Genomic DNA, 23,466 nt, shown 5'->3' with positions numbered 1-23,466 from the left:
CTCGCACCCCCTGTATCGGAGACCCCTGCATGCGTATCTGGAAGAAAGAGATCTCGGTCGAATCGCTGACCGCCAACCACGTGGGCACGGCCGTGGCCGCCCTGGGCATCGAATTCCTGGAGGTGGGCGACGACTTCATCCGCGCCCGCGTGCCGGTGGACGAGCGCACCCGCCAGCCCTACGGCATCCTGCACGGCGGCGTGTCGGTGGTGCTGGCCGAGACGCTGGGCTCCTGCGGCGCGCACTACTCGGCCCCCGAGGGCGACCGCGCCGTGGGCCTGGACATCAACGCCAACCACATCCGCTCGGCCACCAGCGGCTGGGTCATTGGCACGGCACGGCCGGTGCACCGCGGGCGCACCACGCAGGTCTGGCAGATCGACCTGACGAACGAGGCGGGCGAGCTGACCTGCGTCTCGCGCATCACCATGGCGGTGCTGCAGCCGCGCTGAGCGCGGGCGCGCCCCCGGGGCGCTTCTTTTCTTTCTTCTCCCGCTGGTACGCCTCTTGCGGGTGGCACCCGTGTTCAGCACGGGGTGGATCGACCACAATCTCGCCCCAGGGAGCGCGTCGACCCCCCAAACACACACCAACCGAGGAGAAGAAAACACATGTTCAACTGGACTGAAAAGCCGGTGTCCACACTGGCCAACGGCGCGGTCATCGCGCCCGACGAGCGGTTGCCCTGGCTGCAGACCGGCGCGATGGGCATCCAGCACGTGATCGCCATGTTCGGCGCCACGGTGCTGGCGCCGATCCTGATGGGCTTCAACCCCAACATCGCGATCCTGATGAGCGGCATCGGCACGCTCATCTTCTACCTCGTGACGGGCGGCAAGGTGCCCAGCTACCTGGGCTCGAGCTTCGCCTTCATCGGCGTGGTGATCGCGGCCAGCGGCTACGCCGGCAAGGGGCCCAACGCCAACATCGCGGTGGCCCTGGGCGGCATCGTGGCCTGCGGGGTGGTCTACATCCTGATCGGGGCCATCGTGCAGGCCGTGGGCACGGGCTGGATCGAACGCTTCATGCCGCCCGTGGTCACGGGCGCCGTGGTGGCGGTGATCGGGCTGAACCTGGCGGGCATTCCCATCAAGAACATGGCGGCCAGCAACTTCGACTCGTGGATGCAGGCCGTGACCTTCCTGTGCGTGGGCCTGGTGGCGGTGTTCACGCGCGGCATGGTGCAGCGCCTGTTGATCCTCATCGGCCTGATCCTGGCCACGCTGGTGTACGCCGCGCTCACCAACGGCATGGGCCTGGGCAAGCCGGTCGACCTCAGCGGCATCGCCAACGCGGCCTGGTTCGGCCTGCCGACCTTCACGGCGCCGGTGTTCACGGCCAACGCGATGCTGCTGATCGCGCCCGTGGCGATCATCCTGGTGGCGGAAAACCTCGGCCACCTGAAGGCCGTGACGGCCATGACCGGGCGCAACCTCGACCCGTACATGGGCCGCGCCTTCATCGGCGACGGCATCGCCACGGTGGTGAGCGGCGCCGCGGGCGGCACGGGCGTGACCACCTACGCCGAGAACATCGGCGTGATGGCGGCCACGCGCATCTACTCGACGGCGGTGTTCGTGGTGGCGGCCTTCATTGCGCTCATCCTGGGCTTCAGCCCCAAGTTCGGCGCGCTGATCCAGGCCATTCCGCTGCCGGTGATGGGCGGCGTGAGCATCGTGGTGTTCGGCCTGATCGCCATTGCGGGCGCCAAGATCTGGGTCGACAACAAGGTCGATTTCTCGCAGAACAAGAACCTGATCGTGGCCGCCATCACGCTGATCATCGGCACCGGCGACTTCACGCTGAAGTTCGGCGACTTCGCGCTCGGCGGCATCGGAACCGCCACTTTCGGGGCCATCATCCTCTACGCCCTGCTGGGCCGTTCGCGCAACGCCTGAGCGCAGACAAAGTGAAACCTCGTGCAATAACTGTTGTGCGGGGTCAGTGAACACAGCGCCGGCCATCGGGCTTTGGCCGGCGCCCGTTAGACTCCAACGCTTTTCGCACCGACGTTCACACACGTTTTCCAATGGCCGATGTTTCCGCCGCTCGTACCAAGGCGGTTTTCGAATTCAAGAGCGCCACACTGCCGCTGATCGCAGTGATCCTCAAGACAGCCGACCTCGACGTGCTGGCCGAGGCGCTCGACGCCCAGTTGGCGGATTCGCCCGACTTCTTCGAGCAGGAGCCGGTGGTGATCGACCTCTCGCTGCTGCAGGAACAGGCGGCCGAGGGCGGCACCGACGCCCCCGAAATCGACTTTGCCGCCCTGCGCAGCCTGCTGGCGCGCCACCAGACCCAGCCGATCGCCGTGCGTGGCGGCAGCCCCGAGCAGCATGCCGCGGCGCGTGAAGCCGGCCTGTCGGTGGCCGCCATGCCCGCGGCCCCCGCGCCCCGCCCGCCGGCCCCGCCCGCCGAGGCGCCCGCGCCGTCGGAAGCCCCGCAGATCGTGCGCGAGCTGCCGGTGCCGGCCAACGGCACGCTGCTGATCGACAAGCCGCTGCGCTCGGGCCAGCAGATCTACGCGCGCGGCGGCGACGTGGTGGTGACGGCCATCGTGAGCTTCGGCGCCGAAGTCATCGCCGACGGCAACGTGCATGTGTACGCGCCGCTGCGCGGCAAGGCCATTGCCGGCGCGCGCGGGAACACCGAGGCGCGGATCTTCTCGACCTGCATGGAAGCGCAGCTGGTGGCCATTGCGGGCATCTACCGCACGAACGAAGTGCCGCTGCCCGAGCCCGTGCTGGGCAAGCCCGCCCAGGTGCGCCTGGACGGCAAAAAAATAGCGATCGACGCGATTCCCTGATGAAAAACCAGGAACGCGGCAGCGCTGAGCATCAATCGACAACTGAATCGAAACAAGAAGGAATGGCGATGGCCAAAATTGTGGTGGTGACCTCGGGCAAGGGCGGCGTCGGCAAGACGACCACGAGCGCCAGCTTCGCGTCGGGCCTTGCGCTCGCCGGCAAGAAGACGGCCGTGATCGACTTCGACGTGGGCCTGCGCAATCTCGACCTGATCATGGGCTGCGAACGCCGCGTGGTGTACGACCTCATCAACGTGATCCAGGGCGAGGCCAACCTGAGCCAGGCGCTCATCAAGGACAAGCAGTGCGACAACCTGTTCGTGCTGGCCGCCTCGCAGACGCGCGACAAGGAAGCCCTGTCGCAGGACGGCGTGGAGAAGGTGCTGACCGACCTGGCCGCCATGGACTTCGACTACATCGTCTGCGACTCCCCCGCGGGCATCGAGACCGGCGCCATGATGGCGATGCACTTCGCCGACGAGGCGCTGATCGTCACCAACCCCGAAGTCTCCTCGGTGCGCGACTCGGACCGCATCCTGGGCATGCTCAGCAGCAAGACCAAGCGCGCCAAGGACGGCGGCGAGCCGATCAAGGAACACCTGCTGATCACGCGCTACAACCCGAACCGGGTGGCCGGCGGCCAGATGCTCTCGCTGGAAGACATCCAGGACATCCTGCGCATCAAGCTGATCGGCGTGATCCCCGAGTCGGAAAGCGTGCTGCACGCCTCCAACCAGGGCGTGCCCGCCATCCACGACAAGGACACCGACGTGGCCCAGGCGTACAGCGACGTGGTCGCGCGCTTCCTTGGCGAAGACAAGCCGATGCGCTTCGTCGAAGCCGAGAAGCCGGGCTTCTTCAAACGGATTTTCGGGAGCAAGTAGGCATGTCGTTTCTTTCGTTCCTGCTTGGTGAGAAGAAGAAGACTGCGAGCGTCGCCAAGGAGCGCCTGCAGATCATCCTCGCTCACGAGCGCTCCAGCCTCAGCGGCAAGAAGCGCCCCGATTACCTGCCCGAGCTCCAGCGCGAGCTGGTGGCGGTGATTTCCAAGTACGTGTCGATCAACGCCGACGACATCAAGGTGCACCTGGAAACCCAGGACAACCTCGAAGTGCTGGACATCAAGATCGAACTGCCCGATCCGGTTCCGGCGCGCTGAGCGCCAGAACCCCGATCAACCGGCTCACGCCGGTTGGTCCGGGGCCGCAGCGGGCAGCGCCTCCAGCCGCTGCGTCCACGCGCGGGCCTTGTCCTCGTCGAAGAGCGGACTTTCGCGGTCGCCGTAGAACTGCTCCGCCAGAGATTCCACGCAGGCGCGCTGGCTCTCCAGGTTCTCTTCGCAGTCATCGAGCGCGGCACCGGTGAGCAGCCAGCGCTCGGCGGCTGCCGCGTCTTCCGGCCCGCCCTGGCCCTGCATGCGCATCCAGCCCAGCTCGTAGCAGGCCCAGCCCTGCTGGCGCTGCGTACTGTCCTCCGCCACCTTCTGCAGCGCATAGAGGGCTTCGGCGTACAAGGCCTTCACTTCCGTTTCTCCCTGGCCCTGTTCGGCCAACGCCCCTGCGTGCAGGCACAGCGTGCGGCCGAGCTGCATCGTGGCGCTGACGTCGCCGGCTTCGTGGCCACGGCGGAAGTAGCCGATCGCACGCGCCAGGTCGGGCTCTCCCGGTTCGCCGAGCTTGTACGCCAGGCCGAGGTTGTAGAGCGCCATCGTGTTGTTCTGCTTGGCGGCCCGTTCGTAGTGCCGCATGCCGCCTTCCAGGTCGCGCCCGCCCCCCTCGCCTTCCGTCAGCATGTAGCCGAGATGGGCGTGCGTGGCGGCGTCGTCCTCGCCGCCATGGGCGATGGCGTGCAGCAGCCAGGCGCGCGCCAGGGCGGGTTCGGCGCCGAGGCCGGCCGTGTCCCAGCGCAGCATCTTCGAGAGCTCGCACATCGCCACGGGCAGGCCGTCGGGCAACGCGGTGGCGGGGGCGTCGCCGGGCTCGCGCACGCCGGCGGCGCGTGCCATCCAGCGCAGGGCTTCGCGCGGGTCGGCCTCGATGCCCTCGCCGTCGCGCAGATGGCAGGCCAGCTCGTAGGCGGCCCGCAGGTCGCCGGCGGCATGGCGCGCGGCCATGTGCTCGGCGTGCGCCTGCTCGCGGCCGTCGGCGTGCAACCAGACGTACAGGCCGTTGTCGTTGCGCGCGGCCTGCACCGGCTCGCCCGCGCTCCAGCGCTTGCACAGCTGCGAGCGGACCGCGACGGCCATCCAGCCGTCGGCGACCGACAAGGCGGCGGTGATCCACGGGTAGGCCTGCGGGTGCAGCACGGCGCCATCGGCGCGCAGCACGCCCACCGCGAGTTGCCCCTTCTCGACCTTCGCGCTGCGCGGCACCGGATCGGCGACCAGCCAGCCGAAGTCCTGCGTGCCCCAGGCCAGCGGCTGGAGCGTGCGGTGCCGGCACGGCACCAGCTCGCGGCCGGTGGCCACGTCGTAGATGCCGCGCAGCCACGGCGCGTTCTTCGCCGTGCGCCCGCCCTTGGACGCCACGCGCACCAGGTCGCGCCGGACCATGGCGTGCGCGCGCTCCTCGCCGGTCAGCGGCTCCAGGGTCTCGAAGCGGCCGTAGTCGAAGGGCACGAGCACGCGGCCCTGCCCATCGATCAGGCCGCACAGGCCGTCGGCGCGTTCCACGGCGAAGCGCTTCGGCCGGGCCGGGGTGCCGCGCTCGTTCGACGGATCGTTGTCTTCGGTCGTCAGGATCTCGATCGGGTATTCCTCGAGCAGGTCGACCTGTTCGTAGACCGGCTCGATCGCGACGCGGCCTTGCGCGTCGAGCAGCCCGCTCTTGCCCTCGCGCTTGGCGTCGAAGCCCTCCCAGTCGTGGCGCCACTGAAGGCTTTCGAAATCCGGCGGCACGGCCCATTCGCCGTCCGCGCGCACCAACCCCCAGCCGCCCTCGTCGCCGCGCGCGGGCGCGAGACCAAAGGGCGTGAAGTCTTCAGCCTCTTCGAACCGCGGCGCGATGGCCCACTGGCCCTGCAGGTCGACATACCCGATGCGCTCGCCCACGCGGGCGCGCACCCGGCCTTCGACAAAGCTCCAGACCTCGTCGACCGAGGGCGCGAGCAGCCAGCTGCCGTCGGTGCGCAGCAGGCCGACGTGGTCGCCGACCAGGGCCGTGGCAACGTCGCCCTCGAAGGCCCAGACCTCGTCGAGCTGCGGTTCGAGCAACACGCGCGGCGCCTCGGCGTCGGCGAGCAGAAGGCCGGAGCGCTCGCCCTGCGAGATCCAGAGCAGGCGCGGATCGTCCGCGCCGGCGTAGCGGATGTCGTCCCACGAGGGCTCGACCACGGTGGTGCGCTGGCTGGCGCCCTCGTCGTCGTACACCAGGCGCATCACGCCCCAGCGGCCGTCGACCTCGAAGCGCCAAAGGTCCTCGCCCAGGTGGTTGTCGTAGTCGGGGCGTTCGCCGTCGTCTTCGTCTTCTTCCTCGGGCTCGAAGTCGGCAAAGCGCTCGTCGCGCGGCTCTTCGTAGCCGTCAAAGTAGGGATGCGACAGGCTGCCGAAGCCGAACTGCCAGGCCCAGGCCTCCCAGTCGGCGAAACGTTGGATGCCGAGTGCCGCGTCCACGCCCGGGTGGTTGCCGCTGTCGATGCAGCGCAGCACCTCGGCCCACAGTGCATTGCACTCGCGGCGGTTGCGCTCGATGAAGCCCTCGCCGTCCGCGTCGCCGCCCAACCAGGAGAGCTCGTCGAGGTTGGCGGAAAAGCGCAGCGCGCGGCCCTCCGGCGTGTCGTCGATCAGCTCGGCCAGGTGCAGCGCCACGGCTTCGAACTGCAGCGCGATCTGCGGCAGCGTGTGCAGCATCGGATGCCGCTCGACAAAGGCGTGCAGCTGCCGGATGCGCGCGAGCGCGGCATGCGCGTCGCTGGCGAGGTTGTCGGTGCCCGCATCGCCGAAGACGCGCTGGTGGTCGATGGCGTCGCCGGCCGCGCCATCGGCCAGCAGGAGCTGCCAGAGCACGGGGAAGTTGTTGTTAGCTTCGGCGATTTCGTCGGCCGATGCTTCTTCGGTGTCGGGAAGACTGTGTTCGAGATAGAGCCAGGAACGATTGCCCATGTGTGGTCGGTGCGTGTGTCGTCCATGGCGAAGGCCATGGGTGGCGCCCAGTTTAGGGGCGCCGTTTCACGCGCACGTGACCGCCGGCCGCTACGCCAGGAACTGCGTGACCTGCGCGAGCACGGCCTGCTCCTTGAGGATGCGGCGGTGGCCCCAGCCCTGCGTGGGAAAGAGCCGCGCGCCGGCGATCGCATCGCGAAAGGCCTCGGCGTCGGCGAAGCGGTTCACGCGGTCGTCGCGGTCATGCACGATGAGCGTCGGCTGCGCGATGCGCGGGCCCACGGCGGCGGGCTCGAGCTGCTGCATCAGGATGCCCTCGCGCGCCTCGATCAGGCGCTGCATGCCAGCCCGCGTGCGCTCGCTGAGGCCGAACACCTGCGCGAAGTAGCGCGTGTACTCGCGCGGCGAGGCGGGCGGCGCCAGCAGCACCAGCCGCTGCGCCGGCAGCCCGCGCCCCGCCGCATAGGCCAGCGCATTGGCCCCCAGCGAATGCGCGACCGCCGCGCGCAGCACGTGCCCGTCGGCGCCGAGCCGCGCCGCCACGTAGTCGATGGCGCGCGCGAACTGCGGCAGGTTGCTGGCCGTGCCCGCGCTGCGGCCGTGGGCCGGCATCTCCAGCAGCACGGGCCGCAGGCCTTGCGCAGCCACGGCCTGTGCGAGCGGCAGCATCTGGCCCGCGTGGCCGCCCCAGCCGTGCACCAGCAGCACGACCGGTGCCGACTCGGCGCCCGAGTCCTGCGCGGCCAGGTGGTAGATGCCCAGGTTCGCGTCCTCGAACGCCCAGGCCTCGCGGCGCCAGTCGGCACCGGGCTGCTGGCCGCGGTACAGCCATTTGGGCGGCAGCGGCGTGCCGAACACGCGGTAGGCCGCGCGCACGCCGAGGGCAGGCCACAGGCGCTGCGACGCGCCGAGGCCGAAGCGCATCGCGCGCATCAACGGGCTGGCGCTGTAGTAGCCCACGGGGGCGGTGGTGCGGGCGGTGGTGCGGGCGGTGGTGCGGGCGGTGGTGTGGGTGGTGGTGGTCATGAGGAAGGCTTTCGTTCAGGGGCTCAGTACCAGACCCAGTCCTGGTTGCTGCGCGGCAGGCTGCGCAGCGTGTCCTGCACGCCGCGCACACCGAGGAGCACCGCATAAGCGGCGAGAAAGAGGGCAATGATCAGCATGGTGCTTCTCCTTTTTATCGCACGGTGGTGCGAAATTAAGGCAAACGAAGAGGCGGTGGCCGTCGTCTGCGGGTGCGCCTCAGGCGCGGTAGCTGGAAAGAAGGCGCTGCCAGGTCTGGCCCGCGCGCTCGGCCGCATGCCCGTCGCGCAGGAAGCGCGCGTCGTGCAGCTGGTTCATCATGATCCCGTTGATCTCGCTCACGAGCTGGGCCGGGTCGGTGTCGACCTGGAGCTCGCCGGTCTCGACCGCCTGCAGCACCGTACGGCGCAGCGCGGCACGCCAGCGCGTGATCTCGTCGAAGAGCAGGTCGCGCAGTTCGCCTTCGCGGTCGTCGAACTCGAAGGCACCGGCCACGTAGAGGCAGCCGTTCTGCGCTTCGACGTCGCGCGTGCGGGCGATCCAGCGCGCGACGATGTCGTTGAGGCGGGGCAGGCCCTTGGGCTTCTGCATCGCGGGCACGAACACCTCGGCCAGGAAGCCGCGGCCGTACTCCTCGATGACGGCCTTCTGCAGCGCCTCGCGCGACCCCACGCGCGAGAACACGCCGCTCTTGGACAGCCCCAGCCGGCTCGCCACGGCCTGCAGCGAGATCGCCTCCAGCCCTTCGGCCAGCGCGAGGTGCATCGCCGCGCCGACGATGGCGGCGCGGGTGAGTTCGCTTTTCTGGGTCTTGGCGTCCATGCGGCGAACTTTAGCACAGTCGTGCGAAATATCAACTTCCTCACGCAGAAGGGCCTCATAGATGTTTTGCTCATGTGAAACCAACAAACGCATCGTTCCCCGCATAAGCGCTTGTGCCGAGAATCGCCGGTCGGCCCCGACCCGGGGTCCGGACCTCTTTTCACCTCCTGCGCGCCCGATGAACTTTCAACAACTGCGCTCGGTACGCGAGGCCGTTCGTTGCGGCTTCAACCTGACCGAGGTCGCCCACACCCTTCACACCTCGCAGCCCGGCGTGAGCCGGCAGATCCGCGAACTCGAGGAAGAGCTCGGCATCGAGCTCTTCGTGCGGGCCGGCAAGCGGCTCACGGGCCTCACCGAGCCCGGCGGCCACGTGCTGCCGATCATCGAGCGCATGCTGATGGAGAGCAGCAACCTCAAGCACGCGGGCCAGGAGTTCGTGGCGCAGCAAAGCGGCCTGCTCTCAGTGGCGGCCACGCACTCGCAGGCGCGCTATGCGATGCCGGTGGCGGTGCAGGAATTCCGCGCGCAATTCCCGAACGTGAAACTGCACCTGCACCAGGGTTCGCCCAAGCAGATCGCGCAGATGCTGCTCGACGGCGAGGCCGACGTGGGCATCGCCACCGAGGCGCTGGGCGACTACCCGCAGCTGGTCGCCCTGCCCTGCTACCGCTGGACGCACTCGGTGATCGTGCCGCCAGGGCACCCGCTGCTCGACGCGCCGCTCACGCTGGAGGCGCTCACGCAGCACCCACTGATCACCTACGACACCGGCTTCACGGGCCGCTCGCGCATCGACGAGGCTTTCGAACAGCGCGGCCTGCAGCCCAACATCGTGCTGGCCGCGATGGACGCCGACGTCATCAAGACCTATGTGCAGCTGGGCCTGGGCGTGGGCATCGTCGCCGGCGTGGCCTACGAGGCCGAGCGCGACACGCAGCTGCGCGCGCTCGATGCGGGGCGGCTGTTCGGCATCAACCTCACCAAGCTGGCGGTGCGGCGCGGCACCTATCTGCGCAAATATGTCTACGCGTTCATCGAGTCGTTCGCGCCGACGTTGACGCGCGCGATTGTCGAGAAGGCCTTGGGCGACGAGGTCAAGGTGTCTCACTACGAGATTTAGCTCAAGCGCAACGAAATCGACACTTCCGGCTCCAGGGTTGAAAAGAATGCGCGCAGCTTCACACAAGCGGCGTACATTCGGGTTAATTCCTTGGCTTCCGGAACGGATCAGCAATGGCATCGACTTCGCAGCAGCAGCAGCAACTACAGGCCACCCGGGCCGCCCAAAAGGCGGCCGATGCAGCGGAGAAGCGCGAACGCCTGAAACGTGCCCTGCCCGCCACGGTCGAGCTGCTGCAAAGCCGCCAGGCCGATCGCATCGACGATCGCGACATCGACGCGTACGTCGATCTCAACTGGCTCGAATGGCATGGCGGCGGCTTGCGCCTCACCATCACCGGGCGCAACGTGTGCGCCCAATCGGCCGCCACCGCGGTGGCCTGACAAGCCCCTCCCCCAGTTCCCCAAAGAAAAACCGCCACAGTCTCCTGTGGCGGTTTTTGCATGTGCGTGACGTGAACGCGGTGCGAAGGCTTACTGACCCGCAATGATCTGCGCGATGAGGCCGGTGGCAATGGCCGCGAGCACGTAGTCGCCGCCCACGCCCACCCACTGGTAGCCGCGCGGCGGCTGCTGCAGGCGGTAGGCGCGCCAGTCGTTCACCACGTAGTTGCGGCCCCGGTACTCGGTCGGCACGCGGCCACCGCGGCGCCACTCGGTGTGCGGCTGCGGGAAGCCCCGGCGGTCGAACTGGCGGCCGTCGCGGAAGTCCTGGTCGCCGCGGTAGCCGGCGTGAGGGCCGCGATGCCCGCGATGGTCGTCGCGCTGGTCATAACGACCGCCGCCAGGACGGTGGTCATCGCGCTGCTCGTAGCGGCCGCCGCCCGGGCGGTGGTCGTCGCCCCGGCGATCTTGCGCCAGCACGCTGCCTGCTGCCAGGGACATTGCGAGCGCCGCAACGGCGGCAGTGGTGAAGCGCTTGGTACGGAAGATCATCTGGAACTCCTTTTGTGTGTCTGTGATGACGCCTCCATTCTGTGCAGCGCGTGTGTCTGCTTCGGGTGCGTCAGGTCACCGTCAGATGAAATCCGGTAAGCGCAGGTATCTCCACGGCGTGTTGTCCTGCACGCGCGTGACGTACTTCACGCGCGCCCGCGGCCGCGCTGCGCAAGGCGCACCTGGGCGCCAGGTAAGGGGCTGCGCCCTACCCGCCCACCGTGCTGTTCGCCGCATCGGCACGCACGCGGCCCTGCGCCTCCAGCGCGTCCACCGGCGGCAGGTCGAGCTCGATCCACGCGCCGTGCGCGCGTGCTAGGTCGAAGGTGCCGGTCGATTGCGGCCGGTCGGTGTGCAGCACCAGCGCGTAGGGGCCTTCGCCGCGCACGGCGAGGCGCTGCGCGAGCGCGTCGCCGCCCAGCTCCGCCGCCGGGGCGCGGTCGCGTGGCGACGACAGCACCAGCACGCTGCTGCCCAGGGCGATCACCGCCACGCGCACCTGGCTGGCAGGCACGGCCACAGGCTCGCCGATGTGCGTGCTCGTGTCGTCGGAGACCGTGCCCAGCAAGGCGCGGTAGCGCGCCAGCGTGGCGTCGAGGTCGCGCACGGCAATGGCCAGGCTGGCCACGCCGAGCACGCCGTTGGGATGCACGCGGGCGGCGCCCTCGGGCACGCGCAGGGCGCGCCGCGTGAGGTCGCCGCACAGGAACGGCAGGTCGGCCGACGGGGCGCGCGCGGTCTGCCAGCGCAGGTGTTCGCCGTCGGGGCGCACGCGCCCGCCGTCGAGCGGGCCTTCGAGCACGAGGCCGCGCGCTTTCGCATCGGCCACGGTGACGGCCGTGTCGCGCGGCAGCAGGGCGAAGTCGACGATGCCTTCGCCGTGCCGCTGCAGCAGCTGCCACCAACGCTCGGCGGGCGCCGGTTCGCGCCATGCGATGAGTTCGAAGTAGCTGCCGTCGCTGAACACGACGAGCGCGTTGTGCGTGCTGCGGCCCGGATGGTCGCCGCCGCGCAGCACATGGAAGCCGAGCGCGGCGTAGTCGGCGATGGCGCGTTCGAGGTCGTGCACGGCGATGACGACGTGGTCGAGGGTCAGGGGCATGGTGAAGGTCTTCCTCGCAGGAAAAGGGGCGTCGTCGTCAGGAGGCGGTGCGGGCAGCGCCCTCGCCGCCCAGGTAGGCGTCGCGGATGCGCGCGTCGGCCAGCAGCGCGCGCGCCGGGCCCGAGAGCACGATGCGGCCCGTCTGCAGCACGTAGCCGTGGTGCGCGATCTGCAGCGCGAGGCTGGCGTTCTGCTCGACCATGAAGACCGAGACGCCCTGCGCGTTGATGCGCGCGATGAGCTCGAGCACCTTGTCGACGTACAGCGGCGACAGGCCCATGGTGGGCTCGTCCATGCACAGCAGCTGCGGCCGGCCCATGAGCGCGCGCGCCATGGCCACCATCTGCTGCTCGCCGCCCGAGAGCGTGCCGGCCAGGAAGCCCAGGCGCTGCGCCACGCGCGGGAACAGCTCGAGCATGCGTTCCAGGTCGTCGGCCACGGCCGCGCGGTCGCGGCGCGCATAGGCGCCCATGAGCAGGTTCTCGCGCACGGTCATCGCGGGGAACAGGCGACGTGCCTCGGGCACCGAGCCGATGCCCTTGCGGATGATCTGCGGCGTGCTCAGGCCGAGCGTCGATTCGCCGTTGAAGCGGACCTCGCCCGAACGCGGCTTGAGCAGGCCGAGCACGATCTTCATCGTGGTCGACTTGCCGCTGGCGTTGCCACCGAGCAGGCTGACGATCTGGCCTTTGCGCACTTCGATGTCGAGGTCGAAGTGCGCCTGCACGGGGCCGTAGAAGCTGTTGACCTTCTGGAGCTGCAGCAGGGGCGGGACGGCGCCCACCGAAGCTTGCGTGACGGCGCGCTCAGGCAGGTCGTCGTTTCTGCCCTCTCCCCAGAGGGAAGAAGGCGACAGGCCGGTGCGGGCAACGGTGGCGATCATGCGGGCACCGCTTCTTCCTGCGCTTCGCCGACCTGGCGATGGCCGAGGTAGGCCTCGATCACCGCGGGGTCGTTGCGCACGTCGTCGGGCAGGCCTTCGGCGATCTTGCGGCCATCGTCGAGCACGGCCACGCGGTCGGACAGCTGCATCACGAGGTCGAGCTTGTGCTCGATCAGCAGGATGGTCTGGCCGCGCGCCTTGAGGCCGCGAATGATCTCCAGCATCTCGGCCGTCTCGCTCTCGTTCATGCCGGCCGTGGGCTCGTCGAGCAGCAGCAGGCGCGGCCGCAGTGCGAGGGCGCGCGCGATCTCCACGCGGCGGCGGTTGGCGTACGAGAGGCTGTAGGCCGGATGGTCGGTGCGCGGCGTGAGCCGTTCGCCGAAGAGCGCGATGATCTCGCGCGCCTCGTCGCGCAGCGCTTCTTCCTCGCGCCGCACCGCCCCTGGCTGCACCAGCGCGAGCGCCAGCTCGGCCAGCGCACCCAGGCCCGGCACGCCGCCCACGCGCGGTTTCACGGCGCGCAGCCGCGTGTGCGCGCCGACCAGCACGTTGTCGAGCACCGAGAGGTTCGCGAACACGCGTCCGTGCTGGAAGGTGCGCGCCAGGCCGCGCTGTGCGAGCTGTTGCGCGGGCAGGCCGGTGATGTCGTGGCCGTCGAAGCGCACCTGCCCGGCATCGGGCCTGTCGAGGCCGGTGACGAGGTTGAACAGCGTGGTCTTGCCGGCACCGTTCGGGCCGATCACGCTCAGCAGTTCGCCCTCGCCCACCTGCAGGTCGACGGCGTTGACGGCCGTGAGCCCGCCGAAGCGTCGCACGAGGCCGCGGACCTCAAGCAGCGACGGCATCGGCGACCTTCGCCTTCGAGTTCACGAGCTTCACCTCGGCGCGAATGGCCTGCGGGTTGCGCAGCAGATTGAGGATGGGGCAGTTGCGCTCCACCGCCTCGAACAGCGCATCGATCTCCTCGCGGCTCGCGGGCGAATCGATGTGCACGGTGTAGCCGATCTCGTGCGGCCAGATCGGCGTCTGCTCGTGGCCCGGCTTGCCGCCGCGCGGATCGATGACGCCGGTCACCTCGACCTCGAGGCTTTCGAGCGGCACCTGGCGCTCGGCCGCCTGGATCAGGAAGATGTGCGTCACGCAGGTGCCGAGCACGCCCAGCTGCAGCTCGGGCGAACTCGGGCCGAGGTTGTAGCCCGCGAAATCGGGCGGGCTGTCGCTGATCACCTGGTGCTCGCGGATGCGCAGGCGGCGCACGCCGCTGCGGCCTTCGGCGCGCACGCTGGCCTTGAGCTGCGAAGGCTGTGCCGTGCCGGCCGCGACGGCGGCGTTGCGGGCCAGCACAGCGGCGCGTTTCTCGGCGAGGTAGTCGTTGAGGTGGCTCATGGTATGTGGTTCTTTCAGACGGTGCCGAGCAGGCCTTGGGGACGGAAGCGGATGAGAAGCAGGAGCGCAACGCCGTAGATCAACATGCGGTACTCGGCCGTCACGCGGAACAGCTCCGGCAGGCTCACGAGCGCGACCGCACCCAGCAGTGCGCCGCTGATGTTCCCGAGTCCGCCGAGGATCACCATCGTGAGCGCGAGGATCGAGATCTGCGAGCCGAAGGTCTCGTGGTTGATGTACGAGTACATGTGCGCGGTGAAGGCGCCGCTCACGCCCGCCGCGAAGCCGCCGAAGCCGAAGGCCAGCGCCTTGTAGCGGTCGGGGCTCACGCCGTAGGCGCGCGCGGCGACCTCGTCTTCGCGCACCGCGCGGAAGGTGCGGCCCAGGTGCGAGCGCAGCAGGCGCCACTGCAGCAACGCCAGCAACACCAGTGCACCGAACGAGGCCCAGTAGATCGCCTCGTTCGACGACGCATCGCGCCCGAACAGCGACAGCGGCAGAATCCCCGAGACACCGATGGGCCCGCGCGTGAGGCTTTCCCAGTTGAGGATGGTGAGCGCCACGATCTCGCCGATGCCCAGCGTGGCGATCGACACGTAGTGCCCGCGCAGCCGGAAGGCCGGGAAGATCAGCGCCGTGCCGATCAGCGAGGTGAGCACGCCCGCGGCCACGATGCCCGTGCCCACGGGCAAGTGCAGGTCGAGCACCAGCAGCGAGGAGGCGTACGCGCCGATGGCCAGCAGCCCCGCATGGCCCAGCGAGATCTGGCCGATGGTGCCGGCCACCAGCGTGAGGCTCAACGCGAGCGCGCCGTAGAGCCACGCGTTGGTGAGCGTCTGCAGCACATAGGGCGAGGGATCGAACAGCGGCAACAGCACGGCCGCGGCGAAGAGCGCGAGCAACACGCGCGGCGGCACGCGCCACGGCTTGCTCGGTGCGATGAAGGTGCCGGTGAGCGGCTCGGGCGGCAGCACACGCTTGCGGCCGAACAAGCCATTGGGCTTCCACACCAGGATGACCAGCAGCAGCGCGAAGGCAAACAGGTTGCGGTACGGCGTGCCGAGAATGGCCACGCCGTAGCTTTCGATGAGTCCCAGCAGCAGGCTGCCGACGATGGCACCCGGCACGTTGCCCACGCCGCCGACCACGGTGGCCACCACACCCTTGAGCGTGGCCTGGAAGCTCATCGCCGGGCTGATGTTGTTGTAGTACATGCCCACCAGCAGGCCCGAGAGTCCGCCCAGTGCGGCCGCGATGGCGAACACGGTCTGGTTCACGCGGTTCACGTCCACGCCCATCTGCTGCGCGGCGTCACGGTCCTGCGCGGTAGCGCGCACGGCCCAGCCCAGCTTCGTGAAACGCAGGAAGCCGAACAGCACGGCCGCGCTGGTGATGCCGATGCCCGCGATCAGCAGATCGAGTGCGCCGATGGTGCCGGTACCGATCTGCAGGCGCCAGTCGGGCAGCTGCGTGGGCAGCGCGCGCGGGTCGGGGCTGAACACCAGCTGCACGAGGATGTCGAGCACGAAGCTGATGCCGATGGTGGCCAGGAGCGGCGCGATGCGCGCGGCGCCCTGCAGCGGCCGCAGGCCCACGCGCTCGATGAGCATGCCCAGCGCGCCCGAGCCGATCACCACCAGCGCGATGGTGATGGGCAGCGGCGTGTGCAGGTAGGTGATGCTCGCCCAGCCGATGTACGCGCCCACGGTGTACACCGAGCCGTGCGCGAAGTTGATGAGGTGCGAGACGCCGAAGATCAGCGCGAGCCCCACCGCCAGCAACGCATAGATGTTGCCGATGATCAGGCCGTTGACCGTGTGGTCGAAGAAGGAGGTGAAGCTCATCTACTTGGCCGATGCCAGCGCCGCCGCCTTCTCGTCGACCTGCGCCCACTTGCCGTCCTTCACCACCAGGTTGACGCTCTTCACGCCGATCACGCGGCGCGTCTGCGCATCGAAGGTGGCCTTGCCGAAGATGACGCTGGGCACGTCCTTGATCTTGTAGAACGCATCGCGCACGGCCTTGCGGTCGGCCTTGGGGCCGGCCTCGCGCAGCGCAGCGGCGGCATACACCACGGCGTCGTAGGCATAGGCGTTGAAGGCGTCGGGCTCCTTGCTGTACTTCGCGCGGAAGCTCTTCACGAAGGCCTGCACCTCGGTGCGCGGCTCTTCGGGAAAGAAGGCGGTGTTGGTGTGGATGCCGTTCACGGCCGCGCCGCCGAGCTCGATGAACTTGGGCGAGTAGACCGAGCCCACCGCGGCGATGGGCTGCTTCAGGCCCACGCTGCGCACCTGGCCCGCGATGAGCGCACCGTCCGGGTAATAAGAGATGAGCACCACGCCGTCGGGGTTGGCGTCGCGCACGCGCACCAGGGTCGAGCGGAAATCTTTCTCGTCGGGCTGGTAGCCCTCGGCAATGGCCAGCTGCGCGCCGCGCTCCTGCGCGGCCTTCACGAGCACGTCCTTGCTGGTGCGGCCCCAGTCGGTGTTCAGGAAGAGCACGGCGATGCGCTTGAAGCCCAGCGTCTTCACGGCCAGGTCGGCCAGCAGCGGCTGCGCGTCGGCTTGGCTGATCGAGGGGCTCCAGATGTAGTCGCCGCCCTTGGTGAAGTCGGGGTGCGAGTTGGTGAAGCCCAGTTGCACCAGGCCCGCGCGCTGGTAGATGGGCGAGGCGGCCATCGAGGCGGGGCTGGAGAAGTCGCCCAGCTCGATGAGCACGCGCTTGTCGTTCACGAGCTTCTGCGCAATGGCGACGGACTGGCGCGGGTCGCTCTGGCTGTCCTCGAAGTTGTAAGCCAGCGGACGGCCATGGATGCCGCCCTGCGCGTTGATGTGCTCCAGCGCGAGGTCGAAGCCGGCCTTCCACTGCGCGCCGTACTGCGCGTTCTGTCCGGTGAGCGGACCGCTCACGCCGAACCACACGGGCTCGCCGCTGGCGGGTGCGGCCCAGGCCGCGAGCGGCGCGGTGAGCAAGGCGGCGGACAGTGCGACCGCATGGCGCAGGAAACGATGGCGGGTGAACAGCGGCGGCAGCATGGCGTCGGACCTCGGTGGCAGTGAAGGGATGAACGAATCGGCGTGGAGGCCGCGATTCTTCGCCGCTGTCCCGGTGCCGGGAAGGAACGAAAACGGAGAGGCTTATGCGCTTTCCGAGCAAGCGAAGGGGCAAGCGCCAACGGCCGCGCGGCCTCGTTTAAGCTGCGCGCCACATGAAGCGACGCCACCTCCTCCAGATGCTCGCCGGCGTGCCGGCCTCCGCCCTGCTGCTCTCCGCATGCGGCAAACGAAAGGCCTCAGCCAACGCGTTGAAGCCCGATGCCCGCGTGCTGGCGCTGGGCGACAGCCTGACCTTCGGCTACGGTGCGTCGCCCGAGACGGCATGGCCCGCGAAGCTGGGCGAGCTCACGGGCTGGCAGGTCGAGAACGCGGGGGTCAACGGCGACACCTCGGCGGGTGCGCTGGAGCGCCTGCCCGCGCTGCTGTCCGCCAACAGCTACGACGCGATCCTGATCGGCATCGGCGGCAACGACATGCTGCGCGGCGTGTCGCCTGCCAGCACGCGCGAGAACCTCGCGGCACTCATCGAGCAGGCGCGCGCGCACACGTCGCACGTGGCGGTGCTGGCCACGCCGGCGCCCGATGCGATGCGCGCGGTGGTCGGCTCGCTCAGCGACGCGCCGTTCTACGAAGAGGTCGCGAAGTCGGGGCAGGCGTTGCTGGTCGCCGGTGTGTATTCGGGCGTGCTGTCGGATGCAGCCCTGCGCTCGGACCGCATCCACGCGAACGCGAAGGGCTACGCCCAGGTGGCGCAGCAACTCGCCGAGCAGCTCAAGGCTGCGGGCTGGCGCTGAGGCCTGTGGCGCGGTCGTCGGCGCGCATCGGTGTGCGTGCGGTCGCGCCGCGCACCGGCAGGCTCTCGAGCACGCCGAACAGCAGTTCCATCGCGGTGAAGCCGAGGATGATCAGGCTGGCGCCCTGCGTCACGGCGTAGATCTGCCAGGTGGCGAACAGGAAGCGCGCCACGGCGTCGTAGCGGCCATAGCGCAGGCGCGGATCGCGGATGCGCAGCACGGCCCAGACGGTGACCACCGAGCCGAGCAGGTTGGCCATCAGCATGTGCACGGGGTCGAAGGCCGGAAAGCTGCCCGGCAGCTGCAGCGTCTGGATGGTCCACAGCAGCAGGGTGTGCACGGCGGCGAAGGTCCACGGCGTGGCGAAGCCGATGGTCACCACGAGGTCGTACCAGGCGCTGGCGCGGACGATGCGTTGGTAGGTGGGAAGCGCGATCATGAAGAAGAGCCCTGCAGGGAGTGAAGAAGCCCCGGAAGCTAAAGCCTCGGGTACGCTCCAAGGTCAAGCACATTCTTCGGCGAAGGAACAACGACCATGCAGATCGGCCAGCTGGCTTCGGCGACGGGCTTGAGCCGCGACACGCTGCGCTTCTACGAAGAGCGCGGCCTGATCCGCGCGCAGCGTGGCAGCAACGGCTACCGGGTCTATGCGAAGGAAACCGTGCAGATGGTGGGCTACATCCGCACCGCGCAGAAGCTCGGCTTCAGCCTGCACGAGATCGGCGACAACCTGCCCGCGGTGTGGGAATCGGCCGCGCCCGACGATGCGATCGCGGCGCTGCTGGCCGACAAGGTCGCGGTCATCGACCAGAAGATCGCCGAGCTGAACGCGCTGCGGCAAGACCTGCTGGCACGCGTGCCCGCCGGCTGCCCGATGGCTCAGGCGGCCTGCGCGCGCAACAGGTCGACGTAGGCGCCCTGCACCAGTTGGCTTTCGGCTTGCTCAGCGCAGCGTGTCTCCAGTCGTTCAGGCACCACGCTGTGAAGCAAAGAGAATCTTGATGGCGTCCAGGAAATGAGACATCTCGGGCTCCTTCGTGTTGAGGCTTCGTCCGCCATCGTCTTCGAGTCTGACCGTTGAGTTGCCCGATTCCAATTGGTCCACCAGCCACTCCAGAAAGGCCGCAACAGAACTCGCGACGACGAACTTCTCGTCTTCGTCTCGCCCGAAGTTGATGACTTGCCCGATCGTTCCACGTGGTCCCGGGTCCAGATCAACTCCGAGGTAGTTGCCACCGTGGTCGTACGCGAACGGAATCCAGTACGCGTTCGCGTAGATCTCCTTGACGGTGCCCGCCGATGCCGACTTCGAGAACATGCTTGCTCCCTCCATGACCTCAGGCGAGGTCTCGTCGGCGATCTTCTTCCAGTCGATCCAGTGGCCCTTCGCCTGCGCCATCGACAAGAACGACAAGCCATAGAACGGCCCGGTGTTGGCAGTCCCTGCCTGCCCGTCGTGTGCTCTGTACAAGTCTTTCAGCGACGCGGGAAAGCTCCTGCCGACTTCGCACTCGAACTCAGCGATGGCCGCCTCTGTGCATCCTGGTGCCAGGTCTGCGTGCACCTCCTGAAGATTGATCTCGAGCCATTTCTCGAGACGCTCCATCGCAGTTGCTCCTGCCTTGGAAGGCGCGGCCTGCGCGCGCAACAGGTCGACGTAGGCGCCCTGCACCAGCTGGCTCTCGGCCACGCCGAGCCGGGCCATGAGTGCATGGGCTTCGGCTACGCCGGCGTCGGCGGGCTCGCCCTCTTGCAGTACCACCTCGAGTTCGAGGAATTCACCGAGCCCTTCAACGCGGTCGAGGTGCACGCGTGTGCGGCCCACGAGGAACAGGCGGCGCTGCTTGCGCACGCGGCCGGCCAGGCCCCAGGCAAGCGTGAGCGATTCGCGCAGCGCGTCGGGCGTGGTGACGGGCGTGATCAGGTAGAACGATTCCTTCGGGCCGGTGCTGTCGGCGCGGCGGTAGAAGATGAGTTCGGCGCGGTCGGGGGCGAAGGTGCGCAGCTTGAGGCGGTCGGCGCTGTGCTCGCAGCGGAAGAAGGTGTCGTCCTGGGCGATCTCGATGGGGCCCTGGTCGGCGAGCGTTGCGGCGATTTCTGCGATGCGGTCCACGCTGTCGATGCGGGCCTTGATCTCTATGTTTCTTGCCATGTCTGTGGGCTTCTGTGAGATGGGATTCGGGGCGCGTGCACAGGCCACCGGGTACTTCCCTCCGCGAATGTCCCCCGGGCTTCGCCCTCCTCCTTGATTTCGCTGCGGGAAGCACCCGGTGTCCTGCGCACAGGACGCGGCGCTGGTGTGCAGCCGATCAACGACCGCACTGCCCAGCGCTCACGTCGATGCGGTGCCTTGCGCAGCGAAATCAAGGAGGAGGCCGCAGGCCGGGGGACATTCGCGGAGCAAGGTACCGCGTCGGCGGGAGCGCCGCCCTGGACAACAGGGCAGCAGCAACGACTCAGGGCGCGTTGCCCTGCGGCCCCACAGGCGGTGGCGCCGCGCGCCCACTCGAGCCCGGTGCCAGCTTGCGTCCGAAGGACTCGCCCACGTTGCGCACGGGCCGGCTGGCTTTTTCCGACACGTTGCTCACACCGCGCCGCGTGGCCGCATCGGCGCGGTTGACGCCGCGGCCGGCGGCGTTGGTGCCGCGTTGCACGCTACCCACGACCTTGCCGCTGCGCGAGGGCGACTTGATCGTGTGGGCGCGTTCGGCCTGGGGCGGGTTGTCGGCGCTCTGCGCCTGCGCGGTGACGGGCAGGCAGAGCGCGGCCGCGATGGCGGCGAGCGATGCGGCGGTGGTGTGAAGCTTCTTCATGGCGTCGTCCCCTGGGAGTGGTCTTCGGATTCGGCGGCGGCCGCGCGGGCCATGCGTTCGCTCTTCCAGTACACGTCGTCGCCGCCGTTCATGCGGTTGAGCACGCGTGCGAGCACGAAGAGCAGATCGCTGAGCCGGTTGAGGTACTGGCGCGGCGCGTCGTTGAGTTCGGTGGTGGCGCCCAGCGACACCACGGCGCGCTCGGCACGCCGCGCCACGGTACGGCACACGTGCGCGAGCGAGGCGGCGCGCGTGCCGGCGGGCAGGATGAATTCGGCCAGGCGCGGCAAGGCGGCGTTGTGGTCGGCCAGTGCGTTGTCGATCTGCAGCAGCGCCTCGGGCTTGAGCAGCGTGAAACCCGGCATCGAGAGTTCGCCGCCGAGGTTGAAGAGCTGGTGCTGCACATCGACCAGCAGCTCGCGCACGGGCTCTGGCAGCGGTTCGCACAGCAGCACGCCGATGTGCGAGTTGAGTTCGTCCACGTCGCCCATCGCGTGCACGCGCAGGTGGTCCTTGGGCACGCGGGTGTTGTCGCCCAGGCCGGTGGTGCCATCGTCGCCGGTGCGGGTGGCGATCTGGGAAAGTCGGTTGCCCATGGGCGCTCCTCTCGGTTCAGGTCGAAAGGCCGGCGGCGTCGATCTTGCCGGCCAGCCATTGCAGTCCGGCCAGATGCTGATGGTCGTGGCTGCACAGGTAGTGGATGAGGCTGCGCATCGTGAGCGGGCCGTAGCCCTCGAACACGGCCGTGCGCGCCAGCTGCGCGTCGCTCAGCTGCGAGATGATTTCCATCGTCTGCACGCGCGCCTGGCGGAACTCGGCGAGCACCGCTGCAGGGTCGGCCGCGCCGTAGTGGCGCTCGATGGCCAGCGGCCCGCTGTCGATCGATGCGAGCGTCGGATGGGTCTCGGCGAGCGTGCGGCGAAAGCGCACGTGGTAGCCCTCGATCTCGATGTCGCGCACATGGCACAGCTGCTCGATGGCGGTGAAGGCTTCGCTGGGCACGCCCTCCCATGAAGGCGGCGCCCAATGCCGGAAGGCTTTGGGAATGGCCGCGTAGTGGGCTTCGAGCTGCGAGGGAAAGGCCGCGAGGGCTGCAAGGGTCGTGGGGTTCATGTCTTTTACCGAAGCGCATTATGGTGCGCGCTCCGTAAAATGGCCGATCCCCCTCAGCCCCTCCAGGAGACGCCCGATGAACGCCCCGACTTCCACCTCGCACCTGATGCCGGCGCTTCATCTGCGCGATGTCCCCACAGCCCTGATCGACGGGCTGAAGGCGCGCTTCGGCGACAACTGTTCCACGGCGATGGCGGTGCGCACGCAGCACGGACGCGACGAGTCGTCGTTCGACGCACCGCCGCCCGCGGCCGTGGTGTTCGCCGAAAGCACGCAGGATGTTGCCGATGCCGTGAAGCTCGCCAGCGAGCACAGCGTGCCGGTCATTCCCTTCGGCGTGGGTTCTTCGCTCGAAGGCCACCTGCTCGCGGTGCAAGGCGGCATCAGCATCGACGTGTCGCGCATGAACCAGGTGCTGTCGATCAACGCCGACGACCTCACGGTGACGGTGCAGCCGGGCGTCACGCGCAAGCAGCTCAACGAAGAGATCAAGAGCACGGGCCTGTTTTTCCCCATCGACCCGGGCGCCGACGCCTCCATCGGCGGTATGACGGCCACGCGCGCCAGCGGCACGAACGCGGTGCGCTACGGCACGATGCGCGAGAACGTGCTGGCGCTCGAGGTGGTCACGGCCAGCGGCGACATCATCCGCACCGGCACGCGCGCCAAGAAGTCGTCGGCCGGCTACGACCTCACGCGCCTCATGGTGGGCAGCGAAGGCACGCTGGGCGTGGTCACCGAGGTCACGCTGCGCATCTACCCGCTGCCCGAGGCGGTGTCGGCGGCGATCTGCTCGTTCCCGAGCATCGAGGCCGCGGTGCGCACCACCATCGAGACCATCCAGCTCGGCGTGCCGATCGCGCGCGTGGAACTGATCGACGTGAACACGGTGCGCATGGTGAACGCCTACGCCAAGCTCAACCTGCGCGAAGAGCCGATGCTGCTGATGGAATTCCACGGCTCGCCCGCGGGCGTGAAGGAGCAGGCCGAGACGGTGCAGGAGCTTGCGAGCGGGCACGGCGGCAACGCCTTCGAATGGGCCAGCACGCCGGAAGAACGCACGCGCCTGTGGACCGCGCGGCACAACAGCTACTTCGCGGCCGTGCAGTCGCGTCCGGGCTGCCGCGTGATCTCGACCGACACCTGCGTGCCGATCTCGCGCCTGGCCGACTGCCTGCTCGACTCGGTGGCCGAAGCCGATGCCAGCGGCATCCCCTACTTCCTCGTCGGCCACGTGGGCGACGGCAACTTCCACTTCGGCTACCTGCTCGACCCGAACATTCCCGAAGAGCGCGTGAAGGCCGAAGAGCTGAACCACGCACTGGTGAGCCGCGCGCTGGCGCTCGAAGGCACCTGCACCGGTGAGCACGGCGTGGGCCTGCACAAGATGGACTTCCTGGTGACCGAAGCCGGCGTGGGCGCGATCGACATGATGCGCACGATCAAGCGCGCGCTCGATCCGAAGAACATCATGAACCCGGGCAAGATCTTCAGCCTCTGATCCCTCGCGA

The 23,466-nt window shown here is 68.7% G+C and carries 25 protein-coding genes and 1 pseudogene; 10 read left to right on the top strand and 16 right to left on the bottom strand.

Annotation, left to right across the window (positions count from 1 at the left end; all coding sequences use genetic code 11):
• Nucleotides 1-29: 29 nt before the first annotated feature.
• The 5 genes from FFI97_RS29075 to minE all read left to right on the top strand — a co-directional run bounded on the left by FFI97_RS29075 (nt 30) and on the right by minE (nt 3,965).
• Nucleotides 30-452, top strand: a complete 423-nt coding sequence (locus FFI97_RS29075) for a hotdog fold thioesterase (protein ID WP_095948453.1) — start codon at nt 30-32, stop codon at nt 450-452.
• Nucleotides 453-611: 159 nt separating this feature from the next.
• A complete protein-coding gene (locus FFI97_RS29070) occupies nt 612-1,898 on the top strand; it encodes a solute carrier family 23 protein (RefSeq protein ID WP_139704734.1) in 1,287 nt (428 codons plus the stop codon).
• Between the two features lie 131 nt (nt 1,899-2,029).
• A complete protein-coding gene (gene minC, locus FFI97_RS29065) occupies nt 2,030-2,806 on the top strand; it encodes a septum site-determining protein MinC (RefSeq protein WP_139704732.1) in 777 nt (258 codons plus the stop codon).
• Nucleotides 2,807-2,874: 68 nt separating this feature from the next.
• Nucleotides 2,875-3,690, top strand: coding sequence for a septum site-determining protein MinD (gene minD / locus FFI97_RS29060; protein WP_062481817.1), 816 nt, complete (start codon nt 2,875-2,877; stop codon nt 3,688-3,690).
• Between the two features lie 2 nt (nt 3,691-3,692).
• Entirely contained in the window at nt 3,693-3,965 is a 273-nt protein-coding gene (gene minE, locus FFI97_RS29055; RefSeq protein ID WP_056574726.1) for a cell division topological specificity factor MinE, read from the top strand.
• A 24-nt stretch (nt 3,966-3,989) separates the two neighbouring features.
• On the opposite strand, the gene FFI97_RS29050 is transcribed toward minE, so the two are convergent.
• The 3 genes from FFI97_RS29050 to FFI97_RS29040 all read right to left on the bottom strand — a co-directional run bounded on the left by FFI97_RS29050 (nt 3,990) and on the right by FFI97_RS29040 (nt 8,750).
• On the bottom strand, nt 3,990-6,905 hold the full coding sequence (locus tag FFI97_RS29050) for an SEL1-like repeat protein (protein ID WP_139704729.1): 2,916 nt from the start codon (nt 6,903-6,905) through the stop codon (nt 3,990-3,992).
• Between the two features lie 90 nt (nt 6,906-6,995).
• Nucleotides 6,996-7,838 (bottom strand): alpha/beta fold hydrolase, encoded by an 843-nt coding sequence (locus tag FFI97_RS29045; protein ID WP_260685224.1) that lies wholly within the window; start codon nt 7,836-7,838, stop codon nt 6,996-6,998.
• Nucleotides 7,839-8,147: 309 nt separating this feature from the next.
• The gene (locus tag FFI97_RS29040) at nt 8,148-8,750 is read right to left on the bottom strand and encodes a TetR/AcrR family transcriptional regulator (protein ID WP_139704726.1); all 603 of its coding nucleotides are present in this window, start codon (nt 8,748-8,750) and stop codon (nt 8,148-8,150) included.
• Between the two features lie 178 nt (nt 8,751-8,928).
• Between FFI97_RS29040 and FFI97_RS29035 the strand changes: the two genes are divergently transcribed.
• Nucleotides 8,929-9,873 carry a CysB family HTH-type transcriptional regulator gene (locus tag FFI97_RS29035; RefSeq protein ID WP_062473726.1) on the top strand — a complete coding sequence of 315 codons (945 nt, stop codon included), beginning with the start codon at nt 8,929-8,931 and terminating at the stop codon, nt 9,871-9,873.
• 113 nt (nt 9,874-9,986) lie between these two features.
• Nucleotides 9,987-10,256 carry a hypothetical protein gene (locus FFI97_RS29030; protein ID WP_070061423.1) on the top strand — a complete coding sequence of 90 codons (270 nt, stop codon included), beginning with the start codon at nt 9,987-9,989 and terminating at the stop codon, nt 10,254-10,256.
• A gap of 90 nt (nt 10,257-10,346) precedes the next feature.
• Here FFI97_RS29030 and FFI97_RS29025 read toward each other — a convergent pair whose 3' ends face one another.
• The 7 genes from FFI97_RS29025 to FFI97_RS28995 all read right to left on the bottom strand — a co-directional run bounded on the left by FFI97_RS29025 (nt 10,347) and on the right by FFI97_RS28995 (nt 17,214).
• Entirely contained in the window at nt 10,347-10,808 is a 462-nt protein-coding gene (locus FFI97_RS29025) for an RcnB family protein (protein WP_062473730.1), read from the bottom strand.
• Between the two features lie 208 nt (nt 10,809-11,016).
• Entirely contained in the window at nt 11,017-11,910 is an 894-nt protein-coding gene (locus FFI97_RS29020) for a VOC family protein (RefSeq protein WP_070061427.1), read from the bottom strand.
• A 37-nt stretch (nt 11,911-11,947) separates the two neighbouring features.
• Nucleotides 11,948-12,793, bottom strand: a complete 846-nt coding sequence (locus FFI97_RS29015; protein ID WP_139704723.1) for an ABC transporter ATP-binding protein — start codon at nt 12,791-12,793, stop codon at nt 11,948-11,950.
• A complete protein-coding gene (locus FFI97_RS29010) occupies nt 12,790-13,638 on the bottom strand; it encodes an ABC transporter ATP-binding protein (RefSeq protein WP_139704721.1) in 849 nt (282 codons plus the stop codon). Before FFI97_RS29010 ends, FFI97_RS29015 begins: the two co-directional genes overlap by 4 nt.
• On the bottom strand, nt 13,622-14,179 hold the full coding sequence (locus FFI97_RS29005; protein WP_070061429.1) for an OsmC family protein: 558 nt from the start codon (nt 14,177-14,179) through the stop codon (nt 13,622-13,624). The genes FFI97_RS29010 and FFI97_RS29005 overlap by 17 nt, the downstream gene beginning before the upstream one ends.
• Before the next feature lie 14 nt (nt 14,180-14,193).
• Entirely contained in the window at nt 14,194-16,023 is a 1,830-nt protein-coding gene (locus FFI97_RS29000) for an ABC transporter permease (protein ID WP_139704719.1), read from the bottom strand.
• A complete protein-coding gene (locus FFI97_RS28995; protein WP_185993750.1) occupies nt 16,024-17,214 on the bottom strand; it encodes an ABC transporter substrate-binding protein in 1,191 nt (396 codons plus the stop codon).
• 173 nt (nt 17,215-17,387) lie between these two features.
• Here FFI97_RS28995 and FFI97_RS28990 point away from each other — a divergent pair, with 173 nt between their 5' ends.
• A complete protein-coding gene (locus FFI97_RS28990) occupies nt 17,388-18,029 on the top strand; it encodes a GDSL-type esterase/lipase family protein (RefSeq protein ID WP_139704716.1) in 642 nt (213 codons plus the stop codon).
• Here FFI97_RS28990 and FFI97_RS28985 read toward each other — a convergent pair.
• A complete protein-coding gene (locus FFI97_RS28985) occupies nt 18,007-18,468 on the bottom strand; it encodes a hypothetical protein (protein WP_139704714.1) in 462 nt (153 codons plus the stop codon). The genes FFI97_RS28990 and FFI97_RS28985 overlap by 23 nt on opposite strands.
• 96 nt (nt 18,469-18,564) lie before the next feature.
• Here FFI97_RS28985 and FFI97_RS28980 point away from each other — a divergent pair, with 96 nt between their 5' ends.
• The gene (locus FFI97_RS28980) at nt 18,565-18,942 is read left to right on the top strand and encodes a MerR family transcriptional regulator (protein WP_095743046.1); all 378 of its coding nucleotides are present in this window, start codon (nt 18,565-18,567) and stop codon (nt 18,940-18,942) included.
• Nucleotides 18,943-18,996: 54 nt separating this feature from the next.
• Here the strand turns inward: FFI97_RS28980 and FFI97_RS34185 are convergent, their stop codons facing one another.
• From FFI97_RS34185 to FFI97_RS28960, 5 genes and pseudogenes are all read right to left on the bottom strand, one after another.
• Entirely contained in the window at nt 18,997-19,635 is a 639-nt protein-coding gene (locus FFI97_RS34185; protein ID WP_260685223.1) for an SMI1/KNR4 family protein, read from the bottom strand.
• Between the two features lie 33 nt (nt 19,636-19,668).
• Nucleotides 19,669-20,181: pseudogene (locus tag FFI97_RS34180) on the bottom strand (class IV adenylate cyclase); the annotation flags it as partial.
• A gap of 304 nt (nt 20,182-20,485) precedes the next feature.
• A complete protein-coding gene (locus tag FFI97_RS28970) occupies nt 20,486-20,842 on the bottom strand; it encodes a hypothetical protein (RefSeq protein WP_139704712.1) in 357 nt (118 codons plus the stop codon).
• Nucleotides 20,839-21,438 (bottom strand): cob(I)yrinic acid a,c-diamide adenosyltransferase, encoded by a 600-nt coding sequence (locus tag FFI97_RS28965; protein ID WP_062473752.1) that lies wholly within the window; start codon nt 21,436-21,438, stop codon nt 20,839-20,841. The genes FFI97_RS28970 and FFI97_RS28965 overlap by 4 nt, the downstream gene beginning before the upstream one ends.
• 16 nt (nt 21,439-21,454) lie before the next feature.
• The gene (locus FFI97_RS28960) at nt 21,455-21,955 is read right to left on the bottom strand and encodes a DinB family protein (RefSeq protein ID WP_139704710.1); all 501 of its coding nucleotides are present in this window, start codon (nt 21,953-21,955) and stop codon (nt 21,455-21,457) included.
• A 76-nt stretch (nt 21,956-22,031) separates the two neighbouring features.
• On the opposite strand from FFI97_RS28960, the gene FFI97_RS28955 reads away from it, so the two are divergent.
• Nucleotides 22,032-23,456 (top strand): FAD-binding oxidoreductase, encoded by a 1,425-nt coding sequence (locus tag FFI97_RS28955; RefSeq protein ID WP_139704709.1) that lies wholly within the window; start codon nt 22,032-22,034, stop codon nt 23,454-23,456.
• Nucleotides 23,457-23,466: the final 10 nt, after the last annotated feature.

It is taken from the genome of Variovorax sp. KBS0712, assembly GCF_006323185.2.
In the GTDB taxonomy this organism is placed as follows: domain Bacteria; phylum Pseudomonadota; class Gammaproteobacteria; order Burkholderiales; family Burkholderiaceae_C; genus Variovorax; species Variovorax boronicumulans.
This window is presented reverse-complemented; position numbering and strand designations above follow the sequence as displayed.

Bases quoted from the DNA above. Each gene is read 5' to 3' on its own strand.
- FFI97_RS29035 (WP_062473726.1), top strand. From the start codon at position 8,929: ATGAACTTTCAACAACTGCGCTCGGTACGCGAGGCCGTTCGTTGCGGC.
- FFI97_RS29050 (WP_139704729.1), bottom strand. From the start codon at position 6,905: ATGGGCAATCGTTCCTGGCTCTATCTCGAACACAGTCTTCCCGACACC.
- FFI97_RS28960 (WP_139704710.1), bottom strand. From the start codon at position 21,955: ATGAACCCCACGACCCTTGCAGCCCTCGCGGCCTTTCCCTCGCAGCTC.
- FFI97_RS29015 (WP_139704723.1), bottom strand. From the start codon at position 12,793: ATGATCGCCACCGTTGCCCGCACCGGCCTGTCGCCTTCTTCCCTCTGG.
- FFI97_RS28995 (WP_185993750.1), bottom strand. From the start codon at position 17,214: ATGCTGCCGCCGCTGTTCACCCGCCATCGTTTCCTGCGCCATGCGGTC.
- FFI97_RS28980 (WP_095743046.1), top strand. From the start codon at position 18,565: ATGCAGATCGGCCAGCTGGCTTCGGCGACGGGCTTGAGCCGCGACACG.
- FFI97_RS29030 (WP_070061423.1), top strand. From the start codon at position 9,987: ATGGCATCGACTTCGCAGCAGCAGCAGCAACTACAGGCCACCCGGGCC.
- FFI97_RS29005 (WP_070061429.1), bottom strand. From the start codon at position 14,179: ATGAGCCACCTCAACGACTACCTCGCCGAGAAACGCGCCGCTGTGCTG.
- FFI97_RS28990 (WP_139704716.1), top strand. From the start codon at position 17,388: ATGAAGCGACGCCACCTCCTCCAGATGCTCGCCGGCGTGCCGGCCTCC.
- FFI97_RS29070 (WP_139704734.1), top strand. From the start codon at position 612: ATGTTCAACTGGACTGAAAAGCCGGTGTCCACACTGGCCAACGGCGCG.
- minD (WP_062481817.1), top strand. From the start codon at position 2,875: ATGGCCAAAATTGTGGTGGTGACCTCGGGCAAGGGCGGCGTCGGCAAG.
- FFI97_RS29010 (WP_139704721.1), bottom strand. From the start codon at position 13,638: ATGCCGTCGCTGCTTGAGGTCCGCGGCCTCGTGCGACGCTTCGGCGGG.
- FFI97_RS29000 (WP_139704719.1), bottom strand. From the start codon at position 16,023: ATGAGCTTCACCTCCTTCTTCGACCACACGGTCAACGGCCTGATCATC.
- FFI97_RS29045 (WP_260685224.1), bottom strand. From the start codon at position 7,838: ATGCGCGCGATGCGCTTCGGCCTCGGCGCGTCGCAGCGCCTGTGGCCT.
- FFI97_RS29020 (WP_070061427.1), bottom strand. From the start codon at position 11,910: ATGCCCCTGACCCTCGACCACGTCGTCATCGCCGTGCACGACCTCGAA.
- FFI97_RS28985 (WP_139704714.1), bottom strand. From the start codon at position 18,468: ATGATCGCGCTTCCCACCTACCAACGCATCGTCCGCGCCAGCGCCTGG.
- minE (WP_056574726.1), top strand. From the start codon at position 3,693: ATGTCGTTTCTTTCGTTCCTGCTTGGTGAGAAGAAGAAGACTGCGAGC.
- FFI97_RS28955 (WP_139704709.1), top strand. From the start codon at position 22,032: ATGAACGCCCCGACTTCCACCTCGCACCTGATGCCGGCGCTTCATCTG.
- minC (WP_139704732.1), top strand. From the start codon at position 2,030: ATGGCCGATGTTTCCGCCGCTCGTACCAAGGCGGTTTTCGAATTCAAG.
- FFI97_RS29040 (WP_139704726.1), bottom strand. From the start codon at position 8,750: ATGGACGCCAAGACCCAGAAAAGCGAACTCACCCGCGCCGCCATCGTC.
- FFI97_RS29025 (WP_062473730.1), bottom strand. From the start codon at position 10,808: ATGATCTTCCGTACCAAGCGCTTCACCACTGCCGCCGTTGCGGCGCTC.
- FFI97_RS28970 (WP_139704712.1), bottom strand. From the start codon at position 20,842: ATGAAGAAGCTTCACACCACCGCCGCATCGCTCGCCGCCATCGCGGCC.
- FFI97_RS29075 (WP_095948453.1), top strand. From the start codon at position 30: ATGCGTATCTGGAAGAAAGAGATCTCGGTCGAATCGCTGACCGCCAAC.
- FFI97_RS34185 (WP_260685223.1), bottom strand. From the start codon at position 19,635: ATGGAGCGTCTCGAGAAATGGCTCGAGATCAATCTTCAGGAGGTGCAC.
- FFI97_RS28965 (WP_062473752.1), bottom strand. From the start codon at position 21,438: ATGGGCAACCGACTTTCCCAGATCGCCACCCGCACCGGCGACGATGGC.